The 19,823-nt window shown below is 73.3% G+C and carries 19 protein-coding genes; 1 reads left to right on the top strand and 18 read right to left on the bottom strand.

Features of this window, described 5'->3' with window-relative positions; all coding sequences use genetic code 11:
• Positions 1–45: 45 nt before the first annotated feature.
• Positions 46–1,062: a pirin family protein gene (locus ABME01_RS02015; RefSeq protein ID WP_353826691.1), complete on the top strand. Its 1,017-nt coding sequence runs from the start codon at positions 46–48 to the stop codon at positions 1,060–1,062.
• Positions 1,063–1,123: 61 nt separating this feature from the next.
• Here ABME01_RS02015 and ABME01_RS02010 read toward each other — a convergent pair whose 3' ends face one another.
• The 18 genes from ABME01_RS02010 to ftsH all read right to left on the bottom strand — a co-directional run bounded on the left by ABME01_RS02010 (position 1,124) and on the right by ftsH (position 19,757).
• Positions 1,124–3,169: a PTS fructose transporter subunit IIABC gene (locus ABME01_RS02010; RefSeq protein ID WP_353826690.1), complete on the bottom strand. Its 2,046-nt coding sequence runs from the start codon at positions 3,167–3,169 to the stop codon at positions 1,124–1,126.
• 9 nt (positions 3,170–3,178) lie between these two features.
• On the bottom strand, positions 3,179–4,150 hold the full coding sequence (locus ABME01_RS02005) for a 1-phosphofructokinase family hexose kinase (protein ID WP_353826688.1): 972 nt from the start codon (positions 4,148–4,150) through the stop codon (positions 3,179–3,181).
• Positions 4,147–4,935: a DeoR/GlpR family DNA-binding transcription regulator gene (locus tag ABME01_RS02000; protein WP_353826687.1), complete on the bottom strand. Its 789-nt coding sequence runs from the start codon at positions 4,933–4,935 to the stop codon at positions 4,147–4,149. The genes ABME01_RS02005 and ABME01_RS02000 overlap by 4 nt, the downstream gene beginning before the upstream one ends.
• A 123-nt stretch (positions 4,936–5,058) precedes the next feature.
• Entirely contained in the window at positions 5,059–7,674 is a 2,616-nt protein-coding gene (locus ABME01_RS01995) for a M14 family zinc carboxypeptidase (RefSeq protein WP_353826686.1), read from the bottom strand.
• A gap of 9 nt (positions 7,675–7,683) precedes the next feature.
• Positions 7,684–9,150: a cardiolipin synthase gene (gene cls, locus ABME01_RS01990; protein ID WP_353826685.1), complete on the bottom strand. Its 1,467-nt coding sequence runs from the start codon at positions 9,148–9,150 to the stop codon at positions 7,684–7,686.
• A gap of 6 nt (positions 9,151–9,156) precedes the next feature.
• Entirely contained in the window at positions 9,157–9,336 is a 180-nt protein-coding gene (locus ABME01_RS01985; protein WP_353826684.1) for a hypothetical protein, read from the bottom strand.
• Positions 9,337–9,385: 49 nt separating this feature from the next.
• A complete protein-coding gene (locus ABME01_RS01980; protein ID WP_353826683.1) occupies positions 9,386–9,535 on the bottom strand; it encodes a hypothetical protein in 150 nt (49 codons plus the stop codon).
• Between the two features lie 10 nt (positions 9,536–9,545).
• Complete coding sequence (gene lysS / locus ABME01_RS01975; protein ID WP_353826682.1) at positions 9,546–11,054, bottom strand: lysine--tRNA ligase; 1,509 nt, start codon at positions 11,052–11,054, stop codon at positions 9,546–9,548.
• A gap of 108 nt (positions 11,055–11,162) precedes the next feature.
• Entirely contained in the window at positions 11,163–12,050 is an 888-nt protein-coding gene (gene panC / locus ABME01_RS01970; RefSeq protein WP_436407382.1) for a pantoate--beta-alanine ligase, read from the bottom strand.
• Positions 12,047–12,808 carry a Rossmann-like and DUF2520 domain-containing protein gene (locus ABME01_RS01965; RefSeq protein ID WP_353826681.1) on the bottom strand — a complete coding sequence of 254 codons (762 nt, stop codon included), beginning with the start codon at positions 12,806–12,808 and terminating at the stop codon, positions 12,047–12,049. Before ABME01_RS01965 ends, panC begins: the two co-directional genes overlap by 4 nt.
• Entirely contained in the window at positions 12,798–14,414 is a 1,617-nt protein-coding gene (locus tag ABME01_RS01960) for a PH domain-containing protein (RefSeq protein WP_353826680.1), read from the bottom strand. The genes ABME01_RS01965 and ABME01_RS01960 overlap by 11 nt, the downstream gene beginning before the upstream one ends.
• Entirely contained in the window at positions 14,411–14,989 is a 579-nt protein-coding gene (locus ABME01_RS01955; protein WP_353826679.1) for a PH domain-containing protein, read from the bottom strand. Before ABME01_RS01955 ends, ABME01_RS01960 begins: the two co-directional genes overlap by 4 nt.
• Positions 14,982–15,452, bottom strand: coding sequence for a DUF3180 domain-containing protein (locus ABME01_RS01950; protein ID WP_353826678.1), 471 nt, complete (start codon positions 15,450–15,452; stop codon positions 14,982–14,984). The genes ABME01_RS01955 and ABME01_RS01950 overlap by 8 nt, the downstream gene beginning before the upstream one ends.
• Positions 15,449–15,934 carry a 2-amino-4-hydroxy-6-hydroxymethyldihydropteridine diphosphokinase gene (gene folK / locus ABME01_RS01945; RefSeq protein WP_353826677.1) on the bottom strand — a complete coding sequence of 162 codons (486 nt, stop codon included), beginning with the start codon at positions 15,932–15,934 and terminating at the stop codon, positions 15,449–15,451. Before folK ends, ABME01_RS01950 begins: the two co-directional genes overlap by 4 nt.
• The gene (folB, locus tag ABME01_RS01940) at positions 15,931–16,302 is read right to left on the bottom strand and encodes a dihydroneopterin aldolase (RefSeq protein ID WP_353826676.1); all 372 of its coding nucleotides are present in this window, start codon (positions 16,300–16,302) and stop codon (positions 15,931–15,933) included. Before folB ends, folK begins: the two co-directional genes overlap by 4 nt.
• Complete coding sequence (folP, locus tag ABME01_RS01935; protein ID WP_353826860.1) at positions 16,286–17,086, bottom strand: dihydropteroate synthase; 801 nt, start codon at positions 17,084–17,086, stop codon at positions 16,286–16,288. Before folP ends, folB begins: the two co-directional genes overlap by 17 nt.
• Before the next feature lie 34 nt (positions 17,087–17,120).
• Entirely contained in the window at positions 17,121–17,717 is a 597-nt protein-coding gene (gene folE, locus ABME01_RS01930; RefSeq protein ID WP_353826675.1) for a GTP cyclohydrolase I, read from the bottom strand.
• Positions 17,718–17,741: 24 nt separating this feature from the next.
• Positions 17,742–19,757: an ATP-dependent zinc metalloprotease FtsH gene (gene ftsH, locus ABME01_RS01925; protein WP_353826674.1), complete on the bottom strand. Its 2,016-nt coding sequence runs from the start codon at positions 19,755–19,757 to the stop codon at positions 17,742–17,744.
• Between the last annotated feature and the right edge of the window lie 66 nt (positions 19,758–19,823).

Here is a 19,823-nt window from a genome sequence, read left to right as displayed (position 1 = left end):
TGGGACCTCCGGCCCGGTCGGATCGGACGTGCGTAGGATGCGGGAATGAGCAACCTGGAGCGCGATCCCGTCGAACTGCTCTGCCCCGCCGAGGACGGCAGCGGGCCGGGGATCCAGGTGTTCCCCCACCGGGAGGTCCCGCTCGGCGGCCCGCGCGCGATGCCCGTCCGCCGCACGCTCCCCCAGCGCGGCCGGACCACGATCGGCGCGTGGTGCTTCGCCGACCACTACGGCCCGGATGCGGTCGCCGACACCGGCGGCATGGTCGTGCCGCCGCACCCGCACACGGGGCTGCAGACCGTGAGCTGGCTCTTCGAGGGCGAGATCGAGCACCGCGACTCGACCGGGAGCCACGAACTCGTGCGGCCCGGTGGGGTCAACCTCATGACCGCCGGTCGCGGCATCTCCCACTCCGAGGTCTCGACGCCCGGCACCACGCGGTTGCACGGCGTCCAGCTCTGGGTCGCGCTCCCCGCGGGCTCCCGCGACGTCGCGCCGTTCTTCGAGCACGCCGACACCGAACCGTTCGCACTCGGCGACGCCAGCGTCCGCGTGTTCGCGGGCGAGCTCGCCGGCGACGGCGACGCGGAGGACGCCGCGGGCTCGCCGATCACCGTCTTCTCCCCGCTGCTCGGCGCCCAGGTCGACCTGCCCGCGGGCGGCAGCGTCGACCTCCCGCTCGACCCCGCGTTCGAGCACGGCGTCCTCGTGGACGCCGGGCCGGTCCGGGTGCAGCCCGCCGGGGCCGACGCCCCGGTCGAGGTGGCGTGGTCCGACCTCGCGGTGCTCGAGCCCGGGCCGGCCGCGCTGCGCCTCCTGGCCGACGCCGAGCCCGTCCGGGTCATCCTCCTCGGCGGCATCCCGTTCGGCGAGGAGCTCGTGATGTGGTGGAACTTCATCGGCCGCACGCACGACGAGATCGTCGAGTTCCGCCGCCGTTGGCAGTCCGACGTCATCGACCGCAACGACCCCGACGGGCTGTTCGGCACCGTCGCCGGCTACGACGGCGCGCCCCTGCCGGCGCCGGAGCTGCCGACCGTGCGACTGAAGCCGCGACGCTGACGCATCGCATGCCGAGCGGCCGGCACCCACGTGGATGCCGGCCGCTCGAGTGCGGGCTCGGTCAGGCCGCGACGATCGAGGGCTCGCCCTCCGCGACCTCCTCGCGGATCGTGCGGCGGTGCGCCCAGCGCTTGAGCGCGATCACCACGAGGGCACCGACGACCGAGCCCGCGACGATCGCGAGCACGAACCAGAGCAGGTTGCCGATCGCGAAGAACACGAAGATGCCGCCGTGGGGCGCCTGCGAGGTGACGCCCATGCCCATGCAGATCGCGCCGGCGATCGCGCCGCCGATGATCGTCGACGGGATGACGCGCAGCAGGTCGGCCGCGGCGAACGGGATCGCTCCCTCCGAGATGAACGCGGCGCCCAGCAGCCAGGCGGCCTTGCCGTTCTCGCGCTCCACCGGGGTGAAGAGCTTGCGGTCGAGGACCGTGGCGAGCGCCATCGCGAGCGGCGGCACCATGCCCGCGGCCATGACGGCCGCCATGATCGCCCAGGGCGCCTGATTGTCGAGCGAACCGGCGGAGAGGCCGGCGACCGCGAACGCGTAGGCGACCTTGTTGACGGGCCCGCCGAGGTCGAAGCCCATCATCGCGCCGAGGATCAGCCCGAGCAGGATGGCGCCCGCGCCGGACAGGCCGGCCAGCCAGTCGTTGAGCGCGGTCGTGAGGGCCGCGATCGGCCCGCCGAAGACGACGATCATGAGTCCGGACGCCACGATCGAGGCGACGAGCGGGATGATCACGACCGGCATCAGGCCCCGCAGCCAGCGCGGCACGTCGAGCCGTGCGAAGACGAGCGCGATCCATCCGGCGAGGAGGCCGCCCACGAGGCCGCCCAGGAAGCCCGCGCCGATGAGCACCGACACGGAGCCGACGACGAAGCCGGGCGCGATGCCGGGCCGGTCGGCGATGCCGTAGGCGATGTACCCGGCGAGGGCCGGGACGAGGAAGCCCATCGAGATCGCACCGATCGTGAAGAGCACGGCGCCGAGGTACTCCAGAAGGCCCCCGTCCGGGAGGTTCCACAGCGAGTTGCCGAGCACGACCTCCTGCGCGTTGTCGGTGATGTCGTACCCGCCGAGCAGGAATCCGAGCGCGATGAGCAGGCCGCCGCCGGCGACGAACGGGATCATGTAGCTGACGCCGGTGAGCAGCACGCGCTTGATCTTCTGGCCGAAGTGCTCGCTCGCCGCACCGCCGGATGCCGCCGCCTCGGCCGCACCCGCCTCGCCGGCGACGCGCGGTGCCGACGGGTCGCCGATGGCCGCCACGGCCTCGTCGATCATCTCCGCCGGGTGGTCGATGCCGCGCTTGACGGGGCCCTGCACCACAGGCTTGCCGGCGAACCGGCTCTTGTCGCGCACGTCCACGTCGACGGCGAAGACCACCGCGTCGGCGCGGGCGATCACGTCGGGCGCGAGCGGCGTCGAGCCGGATGAGCCCTGGGTCTCGACGTGCAGCTCGACGCCCGCCTTCTTCGCCGCGGCGGCGAGCGCGTCGGCCGCCATGTACGTGTGCGCGATGCCGGTCGGGCACGCGGTGACCGCGATGAGCACGGGTGCCGAGGCGGATCCGGCGGCCGGCGCGACGGCCGGGGACGCCGCAGCGGCGCCGGCGGCTCCCGCGGCCGGCGCGGCGACCGGCTCCTCCTTGGGCTCGAGCGCGCCCTCGACGAGCGCGACGAACGCGGGCACGTCGGGGGCGGACCGCAGTGCGGCGACGAAGCCCTCGTCGATGAGCGAGCGCGCGAGCGTGGAGAGCACCGCGAGGTGGTCCTGCGTCGACGCGGTCGGCACCGCGATGAGGAACACGAGGTCGGCGGGTCCGTCGAAGGAGCCGAAGTCGACCCCCTCGGGCAGCCGTGCCGCGGCGAGCGTCGGCTCGGTCACGGCGTCGGACTTCGCGTGCGGGATGGCGATCCCGCCGGGGACGCCGGTGGAGTCCTTCTCCTCACGGGCCCACGCGTCGGCGAAGAGCGCCTCGGCGTCGGTGGCTCGGCCCGCGCCGACGACGGCGTCGGCGAGGGCGCGGATGACGGCGGCCTTGTCGGCGCCGAGTGGCTCGTCGAGGGTGACGAGCCGCTGGTCGATCACGGTGGACATCGGTTCCTCCTAGTGGATGGCCGGGGCGACGGCGCCCCGGATTCTGGTGACGGTGACGGCGGAGGCGTCGGCCTGCTCCCTCGTGGGGACGGCCGAGCCGGGGAGCGACGCCGCGGCCGCCCCGTGTGCGACCGCCTGGGCGAGCGCCCGCTCGGGCACCGCCCCTTCGGTCGTGGCCAGCAGGTAGCCGGCAAGCGAGCTGTCGCCCGCGCCGACGGTGCTGCGGGCGTGGATGCGCGGTGCGGGGGCGAACCAGGCGCCCCCGTCCGTCGCGAGCACGGCGCCGTGGGCGCCGAGCGTGACCAGGGCCGAGCGGATGCCGCGGGGCGCGAGCCGCGCGGCCAGCTCGGCGACCCGCTCGGGGTCGGCTTCGAGCGCGTCGGCATCGGGCTCGCCGAGGAGCTCGGCGAGCTCCTCGCCGTTCGGCTTGACGAGGTCGACCTCGACCTCGGACCCGACGAGCGCCGCGAGCGGGGCGCCCGAGGTGTCGACGGCGATCCTCGCTCGCACGCCGGCGGCACGCGCCTCGCGCACGACCCGCACGTAGAAGTCGGCGGGCAGCGACGGCGGGAGCGACCCGGCGAGCACGAGCCACGAGGCGTCCGCCGACCGGTCGACCACGGAGCCGACCAGGGCGCGCTGCTCGGCGTCGCCGAGCGCCGGGCCGGGTTCGTTGAGCTTCGTGGTCACGCCGCCGGGCTCGCTGATCGTGATGTTCGAGCGGAGCCGGGCGGCGATCGGGACCGTGACGACGGGGAGGCCGACGCGCGCGAGTGCGGCGACGAGCGGGTCGTCGGTGCGCCCGGGGAGCACCGCGACGGACGGCGCGCCGGCGGCGACCAGGGCGCGGGTGACGTTCACGCCCTTGCCGCCGGGCTCCTCGACGCTGCGGTCGACGCGCTGGACCTCGCCGCGCTCGAGTTCCGCGCCGAGCTCGACGGTCCGGTCGAGCGACGGGTTGACGGTGAGCGTGACGATCATGCGACCCGCACCTCCACCTCGGCCTCGTCGAGCGCGACGGCGAGCGCCGGGCCGGGCGACGCATCCGTGATGAGCACGTCCACCTCGTCGAGCGCGGCGAATCGCTGGAGCGCCTCGTCGTCGTGCTTCGACGAGTCGACGAGCACGACCGCGAGCCGCGCGCAGGCGACCATGGCCTGCTTGACCTGCGCCTCGAGCTCGTCGGGCGTCGAGAGACCGAATTCCGCGCTGACGCCGTTGGTGCCGATGAAGGCGATGTCGGGCCGGATCTCCGCGAGCTGCGCGATGGCCGCGGGACCCACGACCGCGCTGGTGATGCCTCGGATGGTGCCGCCGACGATGCGGACGACGAGGTCGGGGCTCCCGTGGAGCAGCGCCGCGATCGGCACCGAGTTCGTGTAGACCGTGAGCGGCGGCGTTCCCGGCTCGGGGCGCCAGCCGACCAGGGCCTCGGCGAGCGCGCCGGTCGTCGTGCCGGCATCGAGGAGGATCGAGCCGCGGAAGGTCGGGGGGACCAGGGCCAGCGCCTCGCCGGCGATGGCGCGCTTGGCATCGGTGCGCTGCCCGGCGCGCTCGAGGACCGTGGTCTCGGCGAGGCTGGCTCGGGAGGTGCTCACCGCGCCGCCGTGGACGCGGCGGAGGTGGCCGGCCCGCTCGAGCGCGTCGAGGTCGCGGCGGATGGTCTCCGCGGTGACGTCGAGGGCGTCGGCGAGCCCGGCGACCGAGACGCGCCCGGTCCGTGCGATGGCCTCGAGGATGTGCTCGTGTCGCTCCGTCGCGTACATGCGGCCTCCCTGCCGATCTTCGATCACCTGCGGTTGTGTGAGTTTAGCTCGACAATCTCACACAATGCAAGCATTACGCAGAATTTCCCACAGGAACCCACATCGCACGGTGGGAAGCACGGGCTAGGGCGCGGGAACCTCGGTGCCCGCCGGCCCGGCCCAGAGCAGTGCACGCGCGACCTGCCCGAACTGCCCGCGCGGGTGCGCGCGGAAGGTCATCGACGTGCCGAACATCAGCACGCGGTTGCCCGCCGCCGTCTCGGCCGAGACGGCCGACGCACGGCCCGCGGCATCCGTCGTCGATCGCCCCGTCGAGTCGCGCCAGTGCCCCGACACCAACGGGTCGTCGTCCGCATACGCCTGCTCGATCACGGCGTTCGCGCCCAGGTCGGTGTACCAGACGGCCGGGGAGGCGAACGCGGTGCCGAGCGGACGCGCAGCGAACAGGCCGCCCTCGACGGCGTCGACCGCGACGATGCCGTTGGATCCACCGCGTCCCGCGGTCGCCGTCGAGTCCACGAGGCCGAATCCGTTCGCGAAGCTCGCGATCGCGGTGCCCTCCCCCACGACCCCGCCGCCACCGGCGAGGTAGTCCTCCACCGCGGAACGCCCGGCGGACTGGGAGGACGAGAAGTCGAGGGCGCCGCCGACCCACAGGACGTCCACCTCGGCGAGGCTCGCGCCCCCGCGAGCGAGCGACGCGGCCGAGATCGCGATCGGCTCGCCGAAGCCCAGGTCGCGGAGCGCCACCAGGTCCTCGCCGCCGCCCGAGTACGCGACCACGAGGTCGGCGAGCCCCGAGCTCGCCTCCGCGGCCAGCCGCGACCCGTCCGACGCCGTGAACGCCACGCCGAGGCGGTCGGCGACCTCGGACGCGGCCGCGCGCCCCGCGGCATCCGCGCGGACGATGACCGACCCGTCGGCGAACGCGGAGACGGCGACGCCCGCATCGAGCAGCTCGTTGACCGCCCGGTACTCCGCGACGCCGGCCGTCGCGAGCTCGAGGTACGGCGAGCCGGACGGCACGGCGCCGGTCGGGGCCGCCTCGATGACGCGCGTCAGGTCCGCGACGAGCGCCGGGTCGCCGGTCGCCCCGATCGCGTCGACGTCGGCGCCCCACAGGAGTCCGAGGCTCCACGCGGAGATGTCGTACATGGCGCGCACCCGGTCGGAGAGGTCGGAGCCGTCCGCGAGCAGGGCGTTCGCCAGGCCGCGCAGCGGCTGGTGCAGGTCGACGACGTACGAGCCGGCCTCGTACGTCGTGCCGGCCGCCGTGAACGCCGCGGTGGACCGCTGGACCTCGACGCCGTGCGCGATCAGCTGGTCGGCCAGTCGCGCCGCGTCCGTCGCGGAGCGCTGGGCGGCGCCGGCGGGGATGACGTACGCGCGGGGGAACTCGGCCGCGTACGCGTCGGTCTCGTCCCAGATCTCGGCCCACTCGTTCGGCTCGGGCAGCTCGGACGGATCGAGGTCGGCCGCGACCGAGACGAGCGGCTCGCCCGCCGACCCGCGACGGAGGAACTCGACCTGGTTCGAGACGAGCGCGTCGGCGTGCGCCGCGGCGTAGTCGACCGCGGCCTCGACGACCACCCCGGCCACCTCGATGTCGACGGCGGCGTTCGCCGCGTTCCGCGGATCACCGGGAGGGCCCACCCGCCCGAGCGGGAGCTCGACCGTGTTGGTCATCGCGCCCTGGAGGGCGACGTACTGCGCCGCGAAGACGGGGGGCCAGTCGTCCCACCCCACCCGGAGGTCGCGATACGGGATGCGGATGTTCCCGGTGTTCTCGGTCGTCACGCGATTCAGCGTCCGGTCGAGGTACGTGTTGCCCGGGATGTCCGACGCGACGACCGCCTCCTCGATCTCGAGGGCGGCGGCGTAGGCGTGCGGCAGGAGCAGGTCGACCTCGGAGTTCTCGCCGTGCGGCGGACCGCACGGCTCGACCTGGAGCACCCCGGTGTAGCCGTGCAGGTCGAGGAAGACGGTCGGCCGGATGGCGCGGGCGAGGTCGCGGAGGAGGCGCGCCTCAGCCGTCGCCCCCGTGATCAGGTCTCGATTGACGTCCAGCCCGTCGGCCCCGGCCCGCTCGCCGAGCACGCGTCCGTCGGGGTTGCTCGAGACCGTGAAGTAGAGCCGCGCGTGCTCGAGCAGGTCGCCGACCTCGGCGTCCGGCGCGGTGGCCAGGTGCTCCACGTACTCGAGCACCGCGTCGGTGCCCTCCCACTCGTTGCCGTGGATGTTGGCGTTCACCCAGATCGGCAGCTTGTACTCCGCGAGCAGCGCGTCGCTCGCCGCGGCGGTGGCGGGATCGTGCGCGATCAGGTCGCGGAGGTCGGCCTGGTGCCGCGTGTCGGCGACGCGCTCGGGCGCCGTGACCGTGACCAGGTGGATGTCGCGGCCCGCCCCGGAGCGCCCGACGACCTGCACCGAGACCCGGTCGCTCCGCGCCGTCAGGCGGTTCAGCAGCGGCGCGATCTCGTCGTAGGGCATGGCGCCGCGCTCGATCGAGGCATCGGTCGGGTCGTCGGCGACGGTCTCGAGCACCGGCTGCCACGGGTAGCTCGTCGGCATCGCCACGGGAGGCGTCGGAGCGACCGCCGGCTGGGCCGGGTCGCGCTCGCGCGGGTCCCATCCGGCGGTCCCCGTCGTCGGCGCCGACCACGCCGCCGCGGCGAGCACCGCGGTGAGCACGCATGCGGCGCCGACCGCGAGGTGACCGGTGCGGTCGGGCGCCGTCATGCCGAACGCCTACTGCAGCGCCGAGGTGAGTCGCGCGAGGTTGTCGAGCACGGTGGACCGGAGCGGCTGCCGCATCCACTCGTCGAGGTCGAGCTCACGGCTGTCGCGCCGGTAGCCGTCCTCGACGGCGCGCATCTCGCGCACGAACGGCGCCCCGCGCACGAGGAGCGAGACCTCCATGTTCAGTTCGAACGAGCGGATGTCCATGTTGCTCGAGCCGATCACGGCGACGTCGTCGTCGATCGTGAAGTGCTTGGCGTGCAGGATGTACGGCGCCTTGTACATGTAGATGCGCACGCCCGCACGGAGCAGCGCCTCGTAGTAGGAGCGCTGCGCGTGGTACACGAGGGCCTGGTCGCCGAGCTCGGAGACGAACAGCTCGACGTGCACGCCGCGCTGCGTCGCCCCGCTGATGGCTCGGAGCATGGCCTCGTCCGGCACGAAGTACGGGCTGGTGATGATGATCCGCTCCCGAGCCGCGTAGAGCAGGGCGAGGAAGAGCTTGAGGTTGTTCTCGTTCGGGTATCCCGGCCCGCTCGGCACGACCTGGCAGTCCAGGTTCTGCTCCTCGGGCGGCTGGGCGAAGGGCAGGAGCTCGTCGCGAGCGGGGGCCTCGCCCGTCTCGAGGTACCAGTCGGTCGCGAAGATGGCGTCGAGGCCCGAGACGATCGGGCCCTCGAGCTCGGCCACGAGCTCCTGCCACTTCAGGCCGCGGCGGATGTTCGACCGCTTGTTGTAGCTGCGGTCGATGATGTTCTGCGATCCCATGAACGCGACCTCGCCGTCGACCACGAGGATCTTCCGGTGGTTGCGCAGGTCGGGTCGCTGGTACTTGCCGTGCAGCGGCAGCACCGGGAGCATGAGCCGCCACGAGACGCCCATCTCGGTGAGCCGACGCAGCGTGCGGCGGTAGCCCTTGGTGCGACGCGACGCGATGTGGTCGAGCAGCACGCGCACCTCGACGCCGCGCGCGGCGGCCGCGCCGAGCGCGTCGACGAAGCGCGCGGTCGTGTCGTCGTAGGCGAAGATGTAGAACTCGACGTGCACGTACCGCGTGGCGCGGTCGATCGCGTCGGCCATCGCGTCGAGCGAGGCCTCGTAGTCGCCGATCAGCCGCGCGCTGTTGTGGCCGATCAGCGGCATGGCGCCGAGGTTGCGGTTCAGGGTCACGACCCCCTCGAACCAGTCCGGCCAGTCCGCCTTGTCGGTGGTGTTCTCGACGCCGTGCGTGCTCTCGCGGATGAAGCGGTCGACCTCGGCCTGCTTCTCGCGCCGGGCCTTCGGCAGCTTCGGATTCCCGATGAGCAGGAAGAACAGCACGCCGAGGTAGGGGATGAAGAAGATCGCGAGCAACCAGGCCATGCCGGCCGTGGGACGGCGGTTGCGCGGCACCACGATGATCGCGACGATGCGCACGACGATGTCGATGAGGAGTGCCACGCCGGCGATGATCGCCGCGACCTGAGCGCTCGTCATGCGCGACTAGGCGGCCTTGCGCTGCTCGTCGGCGAGCTTGGCGCGCTCCTCGGCCTCGATGCGGGCGTAGCTGTCGCGTTCGGTGCGATCAGCGCGCAGCAGCGATCGCATCACGAACCAGAAGATCAGTCCGATCAGCACGGTCGGGGTCAGCGACCAGATCGCATTCAGCCAGAAATCGTCCATAGCCGTTCCAGAATACCTGCGGATCGCTCGGTTCCGCGCCGTCTCGGGCTCATCCGCCCGTGACGATGCCCCAGATGCCCGATCCGAGCAGGTAGACGCCGACGGCCCCGACGATCACCCAGATCGCGATGCGCGCGAACGAGGGCCGGCGCGGGTCGCGCTCGGGCTCGAGTTCCTTCTTCGGCAGGTAGTCGTCCATGTCGCGCCTCCTACTTCACGAGCGGGAACAGGATGGTCTCGCGGATGCCGAGGCCCGTGACCGCCATGAGCAGCCGGTCGATGCCCATGCCCATCCCGCCGGTGGGCGGCATGCCGAACTCGAGGGCCCGCAGGAACTCCTCGTCCAGTCGCATCGCCTCGGGGTCGCCGCCCGCCGCGAGGCGCGCCTGCTCGACGAAGCGCTCGCGCTGCACCACGGGGTCGACGAGCTCCGAGTAGCCCGTCGCGAGCTCGAACCCGCGGACGTACAGGTCCCACTTCTCGACGACGCCGGGGATGGTGCGGTGCTGGCGCACCAGCGGCGAGGTGTCGAGCGGGAAGTCCATGACGAAGGTGGGTCGCGCGAGGCCCGGCTTCACGTGGTGCTCCCAGAGCTCCTCGACGTACTTCCCGGGCAGCGGGTGGTCGATCTCGACCTCGACCGCGTCGGCCAGTTCCTTCAGCCGCGACATCGGCGTCTCGGGCGTGATCTCCTCGCCGATCGTCTCCGAGAGCGAGCCGTACATCGACACCCGGTCCCACTGGCCGCCGAGGTCGAACTCCGTGCCGTCGGCCCAGGTGACCACGTGCGAGCCCGAGACGGCCTCCGCGGCATCCTGCACGAGCTTCTGGGTGAGGTCGGCGATGGAGTGGTAGTCGCCGTACGCCTGGTAGGCCTCGAGCATCGCGAACTCGGGGCTGTGCGTCGAGTCCGCGCCCTCGTTGCGGAAGTTCCGGTTGATCTCGTAGACGCGCTCGATGCCGCCGACCACCGCACGCTTGAGGTACAGCTCCGGCGCGATGCGCAGGAACAGCTCGGTGTCGAACGCGTTCGAGTGCGTCACGAACGGGCGCGCCGAGGCACCGCCGTGCATGACCTGCAGCATCGGCGTCTCGACCTCCACGAAGCCGAGCTCGCCGAAGGTGCGGCGCAGGCTCGCGTTGACCTTCGCGCGGTCGATCACGTTGCGGCGCGCCTGATCGCGCGCGATGAGGTCCAGGTAGCGGCTGCGCACGCGCGTCTCCTCGGAGAGCTCGTTGTGCAGGTTCGGCAGCGGGTTGATGGCCTTCGACGCCATCCGCCACTCGGTGGCCATGATCGACAGCTCGCCGCGGCGGCTCGTGATGACCTCGCCGGCGACGAAGACGTGGTCGCCCAGGTCGACGAGCTCCTTCCACGCCGCGAGCGACTCCTCACCCACCTCGGCGAGCGAGACCATCGCCTGGATCCGGCTGCCGTCACCGGACTGCAGCGCCGCGAAGCAGAGCTTCCCGGTGTTGCGCAGGTGCACGATGCGGCCCGAGACGCCGACGGTCTCGCCGCTGCGCTCGTCGACGCCGAGGCCGACGAAGCGCGCGCGCACCTCCGGGATGCTCGTGGTGATCGGCAGCGACACCGGGTACGCGCCCTGGCCGAGGTCGTCGGCCGTCTCGATCAGGCGCTCGCGCTTGGCCAGCCGCACGGACTTCTGCTCCGAGATCTCCTCGGCGGTCGGCTCGTGCGTGGTCTCGTCGGCCATGGCTACTCCGGATCGGTGTCTCACGGGAAGGCGCATCCGAGCGGATGCCACCAACCAGCGTATCCCGCCGCCGCGCGGCGACCTGAAGGGACGGTGGGACGCCGCGGCTCAGCCGAGCACGATGTCCGCGTTGTCGATGAGGCGCGTGCCGTCCACGCGCGCCGCGACGAGGACGGTCGCCGGGCCCGCGACGCCCTCGTCGACGGGGAGGAAGGTGACCGGGTCGACCACGACGAGGTAGTCGAGCTCGATGCCGTCGTGGTCGCCGAAGGCGGCCGCCGCCTCGGCCAGCACCTCGTCGAGCCCCTCCGCCGCCGCGGCCTCGGCGGCCGCCAGCGACTCGGAGAGCGCGAGGGCGGTGCGCCTGGCATCGTCGCCGAGGTAGCGGTTCCGGCTCGACATCGCGAGCCCGTCGGGCTCGCGCACGGTCGGGACGACCTCGACCTCGAGCGGCACGTCGAGGTCGGCGACCATGCGCCGGACGAGGAAGACCTGCTGCGCGTCCTTCTGCCCGAACACCGCGCGGTCGGGCTGGACGATGTGGAAGAGCTTCGCGACCACGGTGAGCATGCCGTCGAAGTGGCCGGGGCGGGAGGCGCCCTCGTAGAGCGCACCGACGCGGCCGGCCGTCACGCAGGTCGTCCCCTCGCCGTCGGGGTACATCTCCTCGACCGCGGGGGCGAACACGTGGTCGACGCCCTCCGCCGCGAGCGCGTCGACGTCGCGGTCGAGCGTCCGAGGGTAGCGGTCGAGGTCCTCGCCCGCGCCGAACTGGAGCGGATTGACGAAGATCGACACGATGACCGTGTCGGCCACCTCGCGGGCGCGGCGCACGAGTGCGAGATGCCCCTCGTGGAGGGCGCCCATGGTCGGCACGAAGGCGACCGAGCGCCCCGCGGATCGCGCGTCGCGCACGGCCCCGCGGATGCCCGGGATCGTGCGGTGCACCGCGGGCGCCGTCGTCGTGCGCGGCCTCCGCTGCTCGTCGCCCGTCACCGCATCCCTCCCGACGGCCGATCGTCGTCGGCCCCGTCGATCGTAGCCGCCCCGTCGATGCCCGGCCCCGGGTCGTGCCGCGCGAGCGCGTTCTCCACCGCGCTGCGGACGAGCGGCGCGAGCACGGCCCCCGCCCGTGGCATCCCGATCCGCTCGAGGATGCCGGTGGCCTGGTCGACGATCGCACTCGAGAACGAGACCGCCGTGTCGACGGCCTCCGCGTACGCGGCTCGGTCCGCCTCGTCGACGACGAACGGCTCCCCGCCCATCTCGACGACGAGCGCCTGGCCGATGGGCAGCACGGGCGCCGGCGCCGTCACCGCGAACCACGTGCCGGCCAGCCTCGGCAGGTCGAGGCTCGTTCCCGTGAACGACATGGCGGGATGGATGGCGAGCGGGATGGCGCCGGCGCGCATCGCGGGTTCGAGCACGCCCACCCCCCGGCGCGCCGAGGTGTGCACGACGAGCTGGCCGGGGCGCCAGGCGCCTGCCGCGGCGAGCCCCTCGACGAGTCCGTCGAGCTCGTCGCCCGGCACGGCGAGGAGCACCAGCTCGCTGCGCTCGACGATCTCGGGCACGGCGAGCACGGGCAGGTCGGGGAGCATGGCGGCGGCGCGTTCCCGGCTCGCGTCCGACACGGCGGAGATGCCGGTCAGCGCGTGCCCGGCGCCCGCGAGGGCGGAGGCGAGCACGGCGCCCACCCGGCCGGCGCCGACCGTGCCGACGCCGAGGCGCCCCGCGCGCTGCTCAGGCCGCATGCGACACCCCCCAGCGGTCGCCGCCGTCGCGCAGCGCCCGGTCGACCGCCTCCGCGGCGATGCGCGCGAACGCGTCGTCGGCGGCCTCGCGCTCCAGCGCCGGCACCTCCGGCGTCACCGGGCCCGCCACGGTGTGGATGCGGAGCGCCGCGAGCCCGAGCGCGCGCCGCACCGGTCCTGAGGCGACGGCGACGGACTGCATGCGCGCGAGCGGGACGAGCGCGAGGTTGCGCAGCAGCCAGCCGCGTCGGATCACCGCGTGCCCGTCGACGAGCGCCACGCCGATGCGTCGCCACGAGAACGGCCGGATCCACGCCGCGCGACGCGGCGCGGGCTGGAAGCCGCCCTCGTCGCCCCGGCCGGTGAGTCCGGCCCCGAGCACGTCGCCGAGCGGCCCTCGGGCGTCGGGAGCGAGCAGGCCGATCACGCGTCGCACGTCGTCGGAGGTGCCGACCGGCAGCACCACGGTGCGCCGCGCGGCGTCGCCGTTCGGTCCGACCGACTGCCCGGCCACGTTCACGCGGACCGTCCACCAGTCGAACGCGCGCCAGAGCAGCCACTGCGACGCCTCGATGGCGTGCACCCGACCGGGCGGGATGGTCTGGTTGGCCGTCGAGAGCAGCCCGGAGCCGATGCGGACCCCGTCGGGCGTGCCGGCGATCGTGTAGCGGAGGGAGGTGGTGATCCTCGACCACAGGTAGCTCACGACACCGATCGCGGCGGGCACGAACGTGAAGAGCACCCACAGCGAGCCGGTCGAGACGCCGACGACGATCGCGACGACCACGGCCACGAACCAGATCATGGAGCCGCCGAGCAGCGCCGACCCGATCACCCGCCCGAGCGGGATGTGCACGACGGATTCGGGCGGCGCGAGGCCCGGATCGAGTTCGGGCGCGAGGAAGTCGTCGACCCGGCGGCCGACGAGTCCGGGGGCGCGACCCGCCGAGGCCTCGGTCGAGCCCGCCTGCGGGGCGGCGTCGGTCAGGTCGTCGGCCGCGGCGGGCGGTCCGTCGGCGCGGCGCGCACCCGAGGCCAGGCGGAGCAGGTCGGCCCGCAGGCGATCCGCCGGCGCCGAGCCGAGGTAGGAGAGCTCGACGTTGCCGGACTGCCCCGCGACCGACACCTCGAGCTTCGCCGCTCCGAACAGCCGTGCGAACACCGGTCGGGCGATGTTGATGCCCTGGACGCGATCCAGCCGCGCGCTGCGGTGCGACCGGAAGACGATGCCGCTGCGGACCTCGAGCGCCTCGCCGGTGACGCGGAACGTGTGCATGCGCCACGAGAACCAGAACCCGAGGATCACGAGGACGAGGACCACGGCCAGGACCAGGAGCGCCCAGCCGACGAGTCCCGTCTCGATGAGGCCCGACACCGGGTCGTCGGAGAACTCGCCCGAGAAGTCCGGCCCGGCCGAGCGGTCCGCACCGGGCGCGAAGAACAGCAGGAACAGCTCGACGACCCGTTCGCGGAGGTTCGCGATGAGGAAGCCGAGCACGGCGATCAGCACCAGGCCGCCGCGCAGCAGCGGGCTCGCCGGGTGCAGTCGGTGCCACTCGCCGTCGGCCAGCGGGCCGACCTGCGGGCGGGTGCCGGGAGCCGTCACAGTCCCGCCCGCCGCGTCTCGGCGAGCGCCACGAGTTCGTCGCGCAGCCGCTCCGCGTCGTCGAGCGGCAGCCCGGGCAGGGTCACGGCCGTCGCGGCGGCGGCGGTGACGAACTTCAGGTCGGCGAGGCCGAGCGCGCGCGAGACCGGACCGCGGGTGATGTCGACCAGCTGCATGCGCCCGTACGGCACCGCGACCTGACGCTGGAACATGATCCCGCGACGGAAGACGAGGTCGTCGGCGCGCCGGCGGTAGCCGATCGAGCGGACGCGCCGCGGCTCGAACGCGATGGCCACGAGCGCGATGACCGCGACGGCGGCGGCCGCCCAGGTCGCCCAGGCGAACCCGAGCCACGCTCCGACCACGAGGAGCACCGCGACCGTGATCCCGCTGCCGATCACCGAGCCGACGACCTCGACGACCACGTGCTTCGGTGAGACCCGCTGCCAGTCGTCGTCGAGGGACGCGGTCGGCGCGGCCTCGACCTCGGCCTCGGCCGGCGTCGGCTGCGGCGCCGGAGCGGTGGCTGCAGCGGCCGCCTCCGGTGCGGGGGCGTCGTGCTCCGGGTCAGGCATGGGCCGGGCCCTCCTCTTCGTCGGGGTCGTCGGGCGGGAGCGTGCAGAAGGCCTCGGCGACGAGGCCGCCCGCGAGCAGGAGCGCGGCGCCGATCGCGGTCGCGACCGCCATCCACGTGGTGGCCGCCGGCGGGAGCACGCTGCGGGTCAGCAGGAACAGCGTGATGCCGACCCCCGCGCCGAGCACCAGCGCGCCGGTGATGCTGCTGGCCTTCGCGAGGACCGCCACGCGGGCCGCGCGGAACGGGTCGAGGCGACCGCGGCGCTCGCCCCGCACGGCCTGGCGGATGGGCCAGGCGACGAGGACCACGATGACGCCGAGGCCGACGAGCGTGAGCGCGAGCGAGAACGGCGGCACGAGTGCCGCGGCGCCCCCTGAGACGAGTGCGAGCTCGCCGAGGTAGCCCACCGCCAGGCCGCCCACCGCGAACGCGACCAGGGTCGAGGCGTGCGTGCGGTTCACCGGCGGACCACCTCGTCTCGTGCCGCGGCGCGGAGCGCGTCGACCCGTCCCCGCCCGGGGATCTCGGCGTCGGGGTCGACGTCGAGCCACGGCTGGAGCACGAACGCGCGCTGCCACGCGCGCGGATGCGGCAGCTCGAGCCGCTCGTCGGCGAGACGCACGCCGCCGTGGTCGATGAGGTCGAGGTCGAGCGTGCGGTCGCCCCAGCGCGTCTCGCGCGTGCGTCCGTGCGCGTCCTCGATGCGCTGCAGGAGGTCGAGCAGCGCCGTCGGCGCGAGCGAGGTCTCGACGAGCAGCACCCCGTTGAGGTAGCGCGGCGCGTCGGGATCGACGCCGTCCGTGCGCACCGCGGGAGTCTCGTAGAGCGGCGAGACGGCCACGAGCTCGACGCCGTCGGCGTCGGCGATGGCCCTCGCCGCCGCGGCGATGGTCTCCTCGCGGTCGCCGAGGTTGGCCCCGACGGCGATGACGGCCCGGGTCATGCGCGGCTCCGCACGACGGTCACGGACACGTCGTCGAAGGGCACCTCGATCGGCGCCTGTGGCTTGTGCACCGTGACCGTGGCCTCCTCGACGCCCTCGAAGCCCAGCGCGACCCCCGCGACGCGCTCGGCCACGGTCTCGATGAGGTCGACCGGGTCTCGCTCGACCGCACGGGCGACCGCCTCGGCGAGCTCGCCGTAGTGGACGGTGCGCGCGAGCTCGTCTCCGGATGCCGCGCGCGCCAGGTCGACCGCGACCGACACGTCGACCACGAAGTCCTGACCCTGTTCGCGCTCGAAGTCGAAGACGCCGTGATGCGCCCGCACGCGGATGCCGGTCACGGAGATCCGATCACGTGTGCTGCCCACGGCGTCCACTCTGCCATGCGCCGACCACGTCGAGCGCGACGCGGGTGCCGGCGACGTCGTGCACGCGGACGCCCCACGCCCCGGCCTGCGCCGCGAGCACGCTCACCACCGCGGTGGGCAGGTCCCGGTCCTCGACCGGAGCGTCGTGGGGCAGCAAGGCACCGAGGAACCGCTTGCGCGAGGCGCCGACGAGCAGCGGGTAGCCGAGCTCGGCGAGCACGTCGAGGTTGGCCAGCAGCTCCCAGTTCTGCTCCGCGCGCTTGGAGAACCCGAGCCCGGGGTCGAGGATGAGCCGCTCCGGTGCGACACCAGCCGCGAGCAGGTCGTCGACGCGACGCGCGAGCTCGTCCCGCACGTCGCGTGCCACGTCGTCGTATCGGGTGAGCTCGTCCATCCGATCCGAGTGACCGCGCCAGTGCATCGCGACGTACGTGGCGCCGGAGTCCGCGGCGATCCGCGCCATCTCGGCGTCGGCGAGGCCCGCCGACACGTCGTTGATGATCTCGGCGCCCGCCTCGACGGCGGCCGCCGCCGTGGCGGCGCGCATCGTGTCGACGCTCACGCGGAGGCCGCGGCCCGCGAGGTCGCGGATGACCGGGATGACGCGGCGCAGCTCCTCCTCGGGGTCGACCCGGGCCGCGCCCGGCCGGGTGGACTCGCCGCCGACGTCGAGCAGGTCCGCGCCGGCCGCGGAGAGCTCGAGCGCGTGCGCGATCGCGGCGTCGGCGTCGAACCAGCGCCCGCCGTCGCTGAACGAGTCGGGGGTGACGTTCACGACCCCCATCACGAGCGGCCCGCGAACGGGCGACGGCGCGGGCTCAGGCACCGCGACCCGAGCCGATCAGGGCCATGACCTCGGCGCGCGCGACCGGATCGGCGAGCGCGCCGCGGCTCGCGACGGTCACCGTCGAGCTGTGCTCCTGTCGCGCACCGCGCGTGGTCACGCAGGCGTGCACCGCGTCGATCACGACCAGCACGCCCCGCGGGTGCAGGCCGGCCTCGAGCGCATCGGCGACCTCCTCCGCGATGCGCTCCTGGAGCTGCGGGCGGCTCGAGACGGTGTCGAGGACCGCCGGGATGCGGCCGAGCCCGACGAGCTTCTCGCCGGGCAGGTACGCGACGTGCGCCGTCCCCGTGAAGGGTACGAGGTGGTGCTCGCACACCGACCGGAACGCGAGGTCGCGGAGCAGGACCGCGTCCGACGTCGCCGGGCGCCCGGCGTCCGTCGACCCCGTCGGCACGGCGTCGGCCAGGTGCACGCCCGGGTCGACCCCGATGCCGCTGAAGTACTCCGCGTACGCCTCGGCGACCCGCTGCGGGGTGCGCTCGAGGCCCGGGCGACCCGGGTCCTCGCCGATGGCGAGGAGCAGCTCGCGCACGGCGCGCTCGATGCGCTCGGCGTCGACCGCGGTCATGGCACCCTCCTCACCGGGCACGGCTCAGGCGGTGGCGGGACGCGGCTTCGTGCTCGGCGTGCGTGACGCCTTCGCCTCCTCGACGGGCGACCCCGAGTCCACGCCGCCGTCCACGGCGCCCTGGTCGATCGGCGCCTTGCGGGTCGGGAACGGGATCGGCGGGCGGTCGGAGACCGGTCGCTTGTCGCTCGAGAGCCAGAGCGGGCGCTCGGGCAGCTTGGTCACGTCGGTGAAGATCTCGGCGATCTGGTGGTGGTCGAGCGTCTCGTGCTCGAGCAGCTCCGCCGCGAGGCGGTCGAGGATGTCGCGGTTCTCGTTCAGCACCTGCCACGCCTCGTCGTGCGCCTGCTCGATCAGCGCGCGCACCTCGAGGTCGACCTTCTCGGCGATCTCCTCCGAGTAGTCGCGCTGGTGTCCCATGTCGCGGCCGAGGAACACCTCGCCCTGCGACTGCCCGAGCTTCACGGCGCCGACGTTGGCCGACATGCCGTACTCGGTGACCATCTTCCGCGCGGTCGCGGTCGCCTTCTCGATGTCGTTCGAGGCGCCGGTCGACGGGTCGTGGAAGACGATCTCCTCCGCCACGCGGCCGCCCATGGCGTACGTGAGCTGGTCGAGCAGCTCGTTGCGCGTCACGGAGTACTTGTCCTCCAGCGGCAGCACCATCGTGTAGCCGAGCGCACGGCCGCGCGGGAGGATCGTGATCTTCGTGACCGGGTCGGTGTGGTTCATCGCCGCCGCGGCGAGGGCGTGGCCGCCCTCGTGGTACGCGGTGATGAGCTTCTCCTTGTCCTTCATCACGCGCGTGCGTCGCTGGGGCCCGGCGATCACCCGGTCGACGGCCTCGTCGAGCGCGCGGTTGTCGATGAGCTGCGCGTTCGAGCGGGCCGTGAGCAGCGCGGCCTCGTTCAGCACGTTCGCCAGGTCGGCGCCCGTGAAGCCCGGGGTCTTGCGCGCGAGGACCTCGAGGTCGACGCCGTTCGCGAGGGGCTTGCCCTTCGAGTGCACCTCGAGGATCTTCTGGCGGCCCTTGAGGTCGGGCGCGTCGACGCCGATCTGCCGGTCGAAGCGACCGGGGCGCAGCAGCGCCGGGTCGAGGATGTCGGGGCGGTTCGTCGCCGCGATCAGGATCACGTTCGTCTTCGGGTCGAAGCCGTCCATCTCGACGAGCAGCTGGTTCAGCGTCTGCTCGCGCTCGTCGTGCCCGCCGCCGAGACCGGCGCCGCGGTGGCGGCCGACCGCGTCGATCTCGTCGACGAAGATGATGGCCGGGGCGTTCTGCTTGGCCTGGTCGAACAGGTCGCGCACGCGGCTCGCGCCGACGCCGACGAACATCTCGACGAAGTCCGATCCGGAGATCGAGTAGAACGGCACGCCCGCCTCACCCGCGACCGCGCGGGCGAGCAGCGTCTTGCCGGTGCCGGGAGGGCCGTACAGCAGCACGCCCTTGGGGATGCGCGCGCCGACCGCCTGGAACTTCGCCGGCTCCTTCAGGAACTCCTTGATCTCGTGGAGTTCCTCGATGGCCTCCTCGGCGCCGGCGACGTCGGCGAAGGTGACCTTCGGGCTCTCCTTCGACACGAGCTTGGCCTTGGACTTGCCGAACTGCATGACCCGGTTCCCGCCGCCCTGCATGCCCGAGAGGATGATCCAGAAGAAGAGGCCGATGAGCACGAGCGGCAGCAGGATGCCGAGCAGCGACAGGAACCAGTTCGGCTGCGGCACCTCGTCGTCGAACCCGTCGGCCGGGTTCGCGGCATCGACGGCGGCGATGACGTCGGCGCCGCGCGGGGTCACGTAGTAGAACTGCACCTGGGTCCCGAGGTCCTCCTCGGCCTGCGCGAGCGTGAGGTCGACGCGGTTCTCGCCGTCGACGATCTTGGCGGCGGCGACCTTGCCGTCGTCGAGGAGCTGGAGACCCTCCTGCGTCGAGACCTGCCGGAATCCGGACTGGGTGATCAGCGTCGACCCGATCCAGACCGCGATGATGGCCAGCACGATGTAGAGGACCGGCCCGCGAAGGATCTTCTTCATGTTCATGGTGCTGTCAGGCTACCCGCTGGCGACTGGACGCCCGCTGCCTGTTCGCTGTCAGCGGTCCCCTCG

The organism is Agromyces litoreus (genome assembly GCF_040496015.1).
GTDB lineage: Bacteria > Actinomycetota > Actinomycetes > Actinomycetales > Microbacteriaceae > Agromyces > Agromyces litoreus.
Note: the sequence above shows the minus strand (reverse complement) of the source record. Positions and strands in the feature narration are given on the sequence as shown.

Bases quoted from the DNA above. Each gene is read 5' to 3' on its own strand.
- cls (WP_353826685.1), bottom strand. From the start codon at position 9,150: ATGACGAGCGCTCAGGTCGCGGCGATCATCGCCGGCGTGGCACTCCTC.
- folE (WP_353826675.1), bottom strand. From the start codon at position 17,717: ATGACCGCGGTCGACGCCGAGCGCATCGAGCGCGCCGTGCGCGAGCTG.
- ABME01_RS01955 (WP_353826679.1), bottom strand. From the start codon at position 14,989: ATGCCTGACCCGGAGCACGACGCCCCCGCACCGGAGGCGGCCGCTGCA.
- folK (WP_353826677.1), bottom strand. From the start codon at position 15,934: ATGACCCGGGCCGTCATCGCCGTCGGGGCCAACCTCGGCGACCGCGAG.
- ABME01_RS02005 (WP_353826688.1), bottom strand. From the start codon at position 4,150: ATGATCGTCACGCTCACCGTCAACCCGTCGCTCGACCGGACCGTCGAG.
- ABME01_RS01995 (WP_353826686.1), bottom strand. From the start codon at position 7,674: ATGACGGCGCCCGACCGCACCGGTCACCTCGCGGTCGGCGCCGCATGC.
- ftsH (WP_353826674.1), bottom strand. From the start codon at position 19,757: ATGAACATGAAGAAGATCCTTCGCGGGCCGGTCCTCTACATCGTGCTG.
- ABME01_RS01965 (WP_353826681.1), bottom strand. From the start codon at position 12,808: ATGCGGCCTGAGCAGCGCGCGGGGCGCCTCGGCGTCGGCACGGTCGGC.
- folP (WP_353826860.1), bottom strand. From the start codon at position 17,086: ATGGGGGTCGTGAACGTCACCCCCGACTCGTTCAGCGACGGCGGGCGC.
- ABME01_RS02000 (WP_353826687.1), bottom strand. From the start codon at position 4,935: ATGTACGCGACGGAGCGACACGAGCACATCCTCGAGGCCATCGCACGG.
- ABME01_RS01980 (WP_353826683.1), bottom strand. From the start codon at position 9,535: ATGGACGACTACCTGCCGAAGAAGGAACTCGAGCCCGAGCGCGACCCG.
- ABME01_RS01985 (WP_353826684.1), bottom strand. From the start codon at position 9,336: ATGGACGATTTCTGGCTGAATGCGATCTGGTCGCTGACCCCGACCGTG.
- lysS (WP_353826682.1), bottom strand. From the start codon at position 11,054: ATGGCCGACGAGACCACGCACGAGCCGACCGCCGAGGAGATCTCGGAG.
- ABME01_RS02015 (WP_353826691.1), top strand. From the start codon at position 46: ATGAGCAACCTGGAGCGCGATCCCGTCGAACTGCTCTGCCCCGCCGAG.
- ABME01_RS02010 (WP_353826690.1), bottom strand. From the start codon at position 3,169: ATGTCCACCGTGATCGACCAGCGGCTCGTCACCCTCGACGAGCCACTC.